At 41.4% G+C, this 6,455-nt stretch carries 7 protein-coding genes; all 7 read right to left on the bottom strand.

Annotation, left to right across the window (positions count from 1 at the left end; translation table 11 throughout):
* Positions 1-115: 115 nt before the first annotated feature.
* The 7 genes from AC6CHU_RS07385 to AC6CHU_RS07355 all read right to left on the bottom strand — a co-directional run bounded on the left by AC6CHU_RS07385 (position 116) and on the right by AC6CHU_RS07355 (position 6,368).
* Positions 116-898, bottom strand: coding sequence for an alpha/beta fold hydrolase (locus AC6CHU_RS07385; RefSeq protein WP_498121005.1), 783 nt, complete (start codon positions 896-898; stop codon positions 116-118).
* Positions 899-912: 14 nt separating this feature from the next.
* The gene (locus AC6CHU_RS07380; protein WP_159861935.1) at positions 913-1,194 is read right to left on the bottom strand and encodes a GNAT family N-acetyltransferase; all 282 of its coding nucleotides are present in this window, start codon (positions 1,192-1,194) and stop codon (positions 913-915) included.
* Positions 1,195-1,397: 203 nt separating this feature from the next.
* Positions 1,398-1,847, bottom strand: a complete 450-nt coding sequence (locus tag AC6CHU_RS07375) for an ankyrin repeat domain-containing protein (RefSeq protein ID WP_498121003.1) — start codon at positions 1,845-1,847, stop codon at positions 1,398-1,400.
* Complete coding sequence (locus AC6CHU_RS07370; protein WP_498121002.1) at positions 1,787-2,005, bottom strand: ankyrin repeat domain-containing protein; 219 nt, start codon at positions 2,003-2,005, stop codon at positions 1,787-1,789. Before AC6CHU_RS07370 ends, AC6CHU_RS07375 begins: the two co-directional genes overlap by 61 nt.
* A gap of 42 nt (positions 2,006-2,047) precedes the next feature.
* Entirely contained in the window at positions 2,048-3,271 is a 1,224-nt protein-coding gene (locus AC6CHU_RS07365; RefSeq protein ID WP_251283193.1) for an amidohydrolase, read from the bottom strand.
* A 27-nt stretch (positions 3,272-3,298) separates the two neighbouring features.
* Complete coding sequence (locus AC6CHU_RS07360; RefSeq protein WP_159861938.1) at positions 3,299-4,537, bottom strand: amidohydrolase family protein; 1,239 nt, start codon at positions 4,535-4,537, stop codon at positions 3,299-3,301.
* Positions 4,538-4,790: 253 nt separating this feature from the next.
* The gene (locus AC6CHU_RS07355; RefSeq protein ID WP_251283194.1) at positions 4,791-6,368 is read right to left on the bottom strand and encodes a glutathione ABC transporter substrate-binding protein; all 1,578 of its coding nucleotides are present in this window, start codon (positions 6,366-6,368) and stop codon (positions 4,791-4,793) included.
* Between the last annotated feature and the right edge of the window lie 87 nt (positions 6,369-6,455).

Below are 6,455 nucleotides of genomic sequence, written 5' to 3'. Positions count from 1 at the left end.
GAAGAAGCTCCTTTTCGGATTGAAAAGGAGCTTTATTCATTGCAATCTAATTATTTTCTGTACTCTCCTTGCCCTAACATAACAGTACTTTGTTTTCATTCAGTCCGATTAAAAATCATTCTTCCAAAAATTTTTTAATGGCATCTTCCAGTTCTTCCGGTGCTTCATACATGCTCATATGTCCTGCACCATTAATGGTCACCTGTTTGATAGCAGGCCCTTTAGCTGCAAAAGACTTATCAGGGGGAACTATCTGATCTTGGTCTCCAGCAATAATTAACACTGGGAGCCTTGTATTTTCCAGGACATGGCTGCGGTCGCCGCGCTGTTTCATTGCTTTCAGGGCAGCCTTTGCACCCTCGGCTTTTGTATGATAGCCAATTTCCTTTGCCAATTGAATTTCATCCGGATGTTTCTCTCCTGGTGCAAAAAGCTTAGGCACGAGTCCATCTATAAAGGATTCCATTCCCTCTTTATCAATTTTACCAGCAGCTACATCCCTTCCCTTTTTCCCCTCTTCAGAATCCGGGCTGGCTGTTGAATGGATAAGAGCAAATGAACTCAGCTTCTCCCCAAATTTTTCAGCAAATGCAAGGGTTACATAACCGCCCAATGAATGGCCGAAAAGAGAGAAGGCATCCAGCTCCATTTCATCTATTGCCCCTTTAATCACTTCAGCCATGTTTTCAATAGTAGGTTCACCCTCTGGCAGCTCTGAGCCTCCATGCCCTGGAAGATCAAACGCAATAACGCGAAAGTCCTCTGCCAATAATGGAATCACCTTCGCCCAGTAATCCTTGCTGCCGCAAAATCCATGCAGCAATACTACCGGCTTTCCCTGGCCTTCATCATAGAATGAAATAGATGTTCCATTTACTTCTGTTATTTTTGCGTCCATTCAGAAACCCTCCTTTAGTTTGCAAGCAAATCCTGATATTCGCTCTTTCTGTCAAAAACAGCTTTGGCATATGAACAGGCAGGCACAATCTTATATCCTTTGCTGCGCGCCTCCTGAACAACGCTTTCCAGAAGCTTTCCTGCAATGCCCTGACCGCGCAGGGAGTCATCTACATATGTATGTTCTATAGTTATGACAGAATCACCGCTTGGAAAATACGTTATTTCAGCTAGCATATTCCCTTCTTCATCATTCATAAAAAAACGGTTTTCTTCTTTTTGTATATCTGTATTCATTGCATTTCCTCCTGTCTTTATCCTTAATGCTACTATTTTCTTCGCAGTTAATTGAATATCCTTTCCTATATCTTCCCTGCTTAATTAAACTTTTAAACTTTAGTTTTTTTGCAGGTACTTTGCTTTTATCATGGCCATTATTGATACTCAAAGAAATCCCTTTCTGCTATAAAACAGAAAGGGATTTCTTTAATTCTTTCTAATTACTCTATACTAGCTGTAAATAAAATATCCTCTATTTCTTTGTATCCTTTTCTTCTGGCAAGCTCAATTGGCCTCACACCATATTTATCTGTAAGGCTTGGATCAGCCCCGTGTTCCAGCAATAGTTTTATGATGTCCTGCTGGGTTTTCCCTCCATCATTTAAAACAATCGCTTCAATCAAAGGTGTCCATCCGCAATAATTGGTGTGGTTTACGTTAATGTCTGTAGATGTTAAAAGCTCCCGGACCACCTCTATATGTCCCTTTTCGCAGGCCGGAGTAAGGCCAACACCGCCAAATCTCGTTAACAGGTTAATATCAGCCCCGGCGCTAATCATTATTTTTACTAACTTTAAATCTCCATGTATACATCCATATAAAAATGGATTTAAGCTGGTTTGATCTTGAAGATTAATGTCTGCTCCTGACTCCGCCAGATAACGAACCACATATAATGCTTATTCATCGAAGCAATTAAAATAGCCGTTCTTTTTTTCTTGTCCTGCAGATTCATATTAATGCCGTTCTCTATAAAGGCTTTCAAACATTCAAGGTCACCATTTTTTGCTGCTTCGAATAACGCAAGGCTATCTTCAATTTTTAACATATGATCCTCCAATAAATATGGGATTTATTCCAGGAAACGTATTTATGACAACTGTCCCGCGACAACCTTTCCTCTAAACATTACCGCTTCTCTCTTAGGAGTCCTCGCTACTGCTTCTGCCGAACACGAAGCATTGACAAGTACGAGGTTTGCTTCTTCTCCCACAAGCGGCCAATTCATTTCTCCATCCTTGTTTAACGGAACAGGACCACCAGTGGCCCATTTTAATGATTGTGCCAGAGAAATTTCATCGCTCTTACGATAAAGCTCACCATATCTCGCTGCTTTTTCCAGCAGATCACCATTCCCGAAAGGCCCCCATGAATCATAGAAACCATCGCATCCCAGATAAACGTTTACACCTTTCCTGTCCAAAAGATCAATTGGCGGAAGAGATTTTGTTATAGGGATAGTGGACATGATCGACATGCCAAGCTCATTCAATTTTTCCGCCATTTCTTCTGCTTTCGGAACCGGCACTTCCCCTAAACAAAATGCATGGCTTACAGCAGCGCGATTGTGCCACTTTGCGTCTTCTATCATTTCAGCAAATTTATCAATTGTATATAAACCGGCATGTCCGCCGTCATGTAAATGGATATCTGCATCTGCATCAAATTCTGCAGTCAGATTCATGACTTCATAAAGTGACTTTTCAATGTTGCGGTCAATTCCTGCAGGATCAAGACCACCTACAATGCTGGCTCCAGATCTCATCGCTTCTTTCATGAGAGGAATGACATGTTCTCTTAAAAGACCGTGCTGAGGGAAAGCGACAATCTCGAATGTCAGTTTATCGGAATAGTCTTCTAATGCTTCTCTTACGCCCTCCAGATTCTTCAGGCCAATATAAGGATCAATATTTACATGGGTGCGAATGTGAGTTGACCCCTTAGAGAGGAGAAGCTCAATCATTTTGCTTGCCCGCTGTCTGGCTGTAGGCGCCAGTTCCTCAAGCTCCATTGCTTCATATCTTAAACGTTCCTCTAAATTTTTGACCGGCCTGCATGCCTTCCAATCAAGGGAAAGATAGGTCTTATCAAGATGGTTATGCATCTCTTTAAATGTTGGCAGCGCCAAGAAGCCTCTTCCATCCACTTTACGTTCATTTTTCGGAATTTCATATGTGCTGCCCTGTTTTTCTATTACTTTTCCATCCTCAATTTTCAAATGAAATAATTCAGTTTTTGTTGTATAAACTCCTTTTTCATCCTGGTGATATCCAGTTTCAAGCTTAACGTTTGTTAACCAATGGGACGCAGGCATTGCTCAATCCTCCTTTTTGCTCTTAAGCTATGAATTTATAATGTTTAGTTCAGTTCGTTTGCTTTCAACTTTATTGCCTTTGAAAAATAACGACTCAACCGGTGCTCTCCTTGCAATTGCCTCTGCTGAACATGTCGCATCAACAAGCATCATCGTTGCATCGTCGCCGACTTTTGGCCAAATCCTTTCACCAGCTTCATTCAGGGGAGTTATACCGCCGGTTGCAAACTTCAAGACTGATGATAAAGAATATTCATCAATCATTCGGAACCTTTCCGCAAGGGTACCCAGTTTCTGTATAGTGTTTCCTGTTCCAAACGGGGACCAGTGATCGGTTAAGCTGTCATGGCCAACAGAAACGGGGATACCATAGTGATCAAGGGCAGGAACCGGGATCGTTGTACGATTAATTGGAATAGTAGTTGTCACGTCAATTTCCTGCTCTTTTAATATTGCCGCCATCTCTGCCAATGCTTCTACGGACAGGTCGGCTAAAGCAATTCCATGGCTAATCGTTGCTCTGCCAGCCATGCCTGCTTCTCTTGTATAATCTGCCATTCTCTCAAATGTAAAAGCTCCCAGCGAGTCAGGGTCATGAAGATGGATATCGACTCCCTTATCATGCTCTGCTGCGATGTCAAAAATGGTATAAAGGGACCTTTCAATATTTCGGTCTACGGTAGCAGGATCCACACCGCCAACTAAGGTGGCACCATTTTTCATAGCTTCCCGAATTAACTGAACAGAACCGCTTCTCAGAAGTCCATGCTGCGGAAACGCAACAATGTCATATGTTAGGACATCTTCATATTTTTTTAGTGCATTGACAGTAGCCTCCAGGTTCTTCAGGCCAATTACAGGGTCAACATTACAATGTGTGCGAATATGGGTATGGCCATTTTTCAAATACAGCTCTATCATTTTCTCTGCACGCTCCTGTGCAGTTGGGAGAAGTTTTGGCAAAAGCTCCTTTTCCTCTTCCAATCTGGTGAAAATGCCATTTGTGATAGGTGTACAGGCTTTCCAAGGTCCGCCGTAATAGGTTTTGTCAATATGAATATGCATATCTCTTAAAGAAGGAAGCAGAAGCTTCTCGTTTGCATCAAGCTGTTTTTTATTAGAATCTGGGGCTAGCTGTGAAATTTCCGCAATTTTTCCATTTTCGATCTTCAAGTGGCAAATCTCTGTCCTTGTGCCTGTAATTTGTTCATTTTCATAGATAAATCCTTTTTCTAGCCGAACATTTGTAATCCATAGAGCTGTCATCCTGATTCCTCCTTAATATTGAAAATGAAGGAAAAGTACTTTTGCTTCATTTTAATTCTGGCTGTTTTCGTCAATTTTGTAATTTTTTCATTCCTTAGTTAAATTCGCTGAGTTGATTGGAGCGGAGGGCACATGACTCCTACGGGAGGATCGCATTCCTCCCCGCGGGTTCGCTGCGTGCCTGCAGCGGAAATCAACGGGCAGAAATCATAATCAAAGAACTACAATCTTTGAAAAAAGATCCTCATCTTATTTACTTAATAACGGCTTCATCAATCATTAAATAATTGGCAGCATTCAGCCAAAAGCCGCTTACGTTCTTACTGTGCGCAGCCATATGCTCATAGTTCCGGATTGGAATATAAACCGCATCCTCTAATTCCATTTGCATTACTTTTTCGTAAAGTTCCTTCCGTTTTGCTTCATCAGTCTCTCTGCGTGCTTCTTCGATAATTTTATCTACCTCTGGGTTGCTGTAATAGAAATGGTTTCCAGGAGGCCCCTGTGAAGCAGTATGGAATAAATTATATTGATTATAATCACCATCACCGGTGGCATTTCCCCATCCGCCGATAAATAAATCATGTTCTGATTTATCAATCGTATCGATATATGCTCCGTATTCCATTACTTGAATATCTACGTCAACGCCAATTCCCTTTAATTGCGATTGAATGACTTCCGCCATATTGATGCGCTCTTTTCTATCACTTGTCAGTAATTTAAGCTTTAGTCCGTTTTCATACCCTGCTTCTTTTAACAATTTCTTCGCTTCATTTAAATCATAATCATAGGGCTTAACCTTTTCACTGTGTCCAAACACTTTTGGACTCATCGCTGCATTTGCAAGTGTACCCACATTGTTATAAACCCCTTTAATGATCGCTTCTCTCTCAACAGCATGGCTGATTGCTTTACGGACTTTAACATCATCCAATGGTTTTTTCTTCGTGTTAAATCCAATATATTCAACTGCAAGCCCCTCAGCCCGGAGAAGTCCCATTGATTCAGAAGCTTCAATTCTCTCAATTTCTGTAACAGGCACCTGATCATTAATATGTGCTTCCCCGGTTTCAATCATAGCCAGCCGGGTCGCGTCTTCTGGTACAACCTTAAAAACAACCTCATCGATGCTTGGCTGTTTTCCCCAATAGTTTTCATTCTTCTTCAGGGAAATTTCCTGACCAGATTTCCATTCATTAAAAACGAACGGGCCTGTCCCTACAGGTTTCTCTGCAAGTGTCTCCTGATTTTCGGCCAATGCCTTTGGACTCATGATGCTTCCTTCGCTGCTTGCAAGAATAGAAAGCAGTGGAGCATATGGATAATCAAGCAAAAATTGTACTGTGTATTCATCAATAACTTTTACTTCATTAATCATCGCGAATTTCTCACGCTGAGGCGATCCGGTATTTGGATCCAGCAAACGATCAAAGGTGGCCTTCACAGCGTCAGCGTTAAACGGTGTGCCGTCATGAAAGGCTACGCCTTCTTTTAGTTTGAACTCCCAGGTTTTATCATCAATGACATTCCACTCTGTTGCCAGCAGCGGCTGAATATTCATATCTTTATCAGGTTCTACTAAAGTTTCATATACTTTTTGATAAATAACGTTTGCTGACGGAATGTCAGTTATAAAGTGAGGATCTAATTTTGTTGCATCTGATAGACGGACAACTGTCAAGGTGCCCCCATCCTTTTTCCCTTCGGATCCAGTACCTGCATTCTGTTCTGTTTTTGTCTGTGTAGAGCATGCTGTTGACAGCACCATTATGATGCTTAAGAAAATCAGCAGCATTCCCTTTCGAAAGTGCTTTCTATCATTCTTCATTTTTCTCTCCCCTTTTTCAGTAAATAACTCCGGTAATAAATTCAATGTTCACCGTCCCTCCGTAAATGCTTATCTGCATTATAGAAG

The organism is Cytobacillus sp. GQ23 (assembly GCF_059758675.1).
Note: the sequence above shows the minus strand (reverse complement) of the source record. Positions and strands in the feature narration are given on the sequence as shown.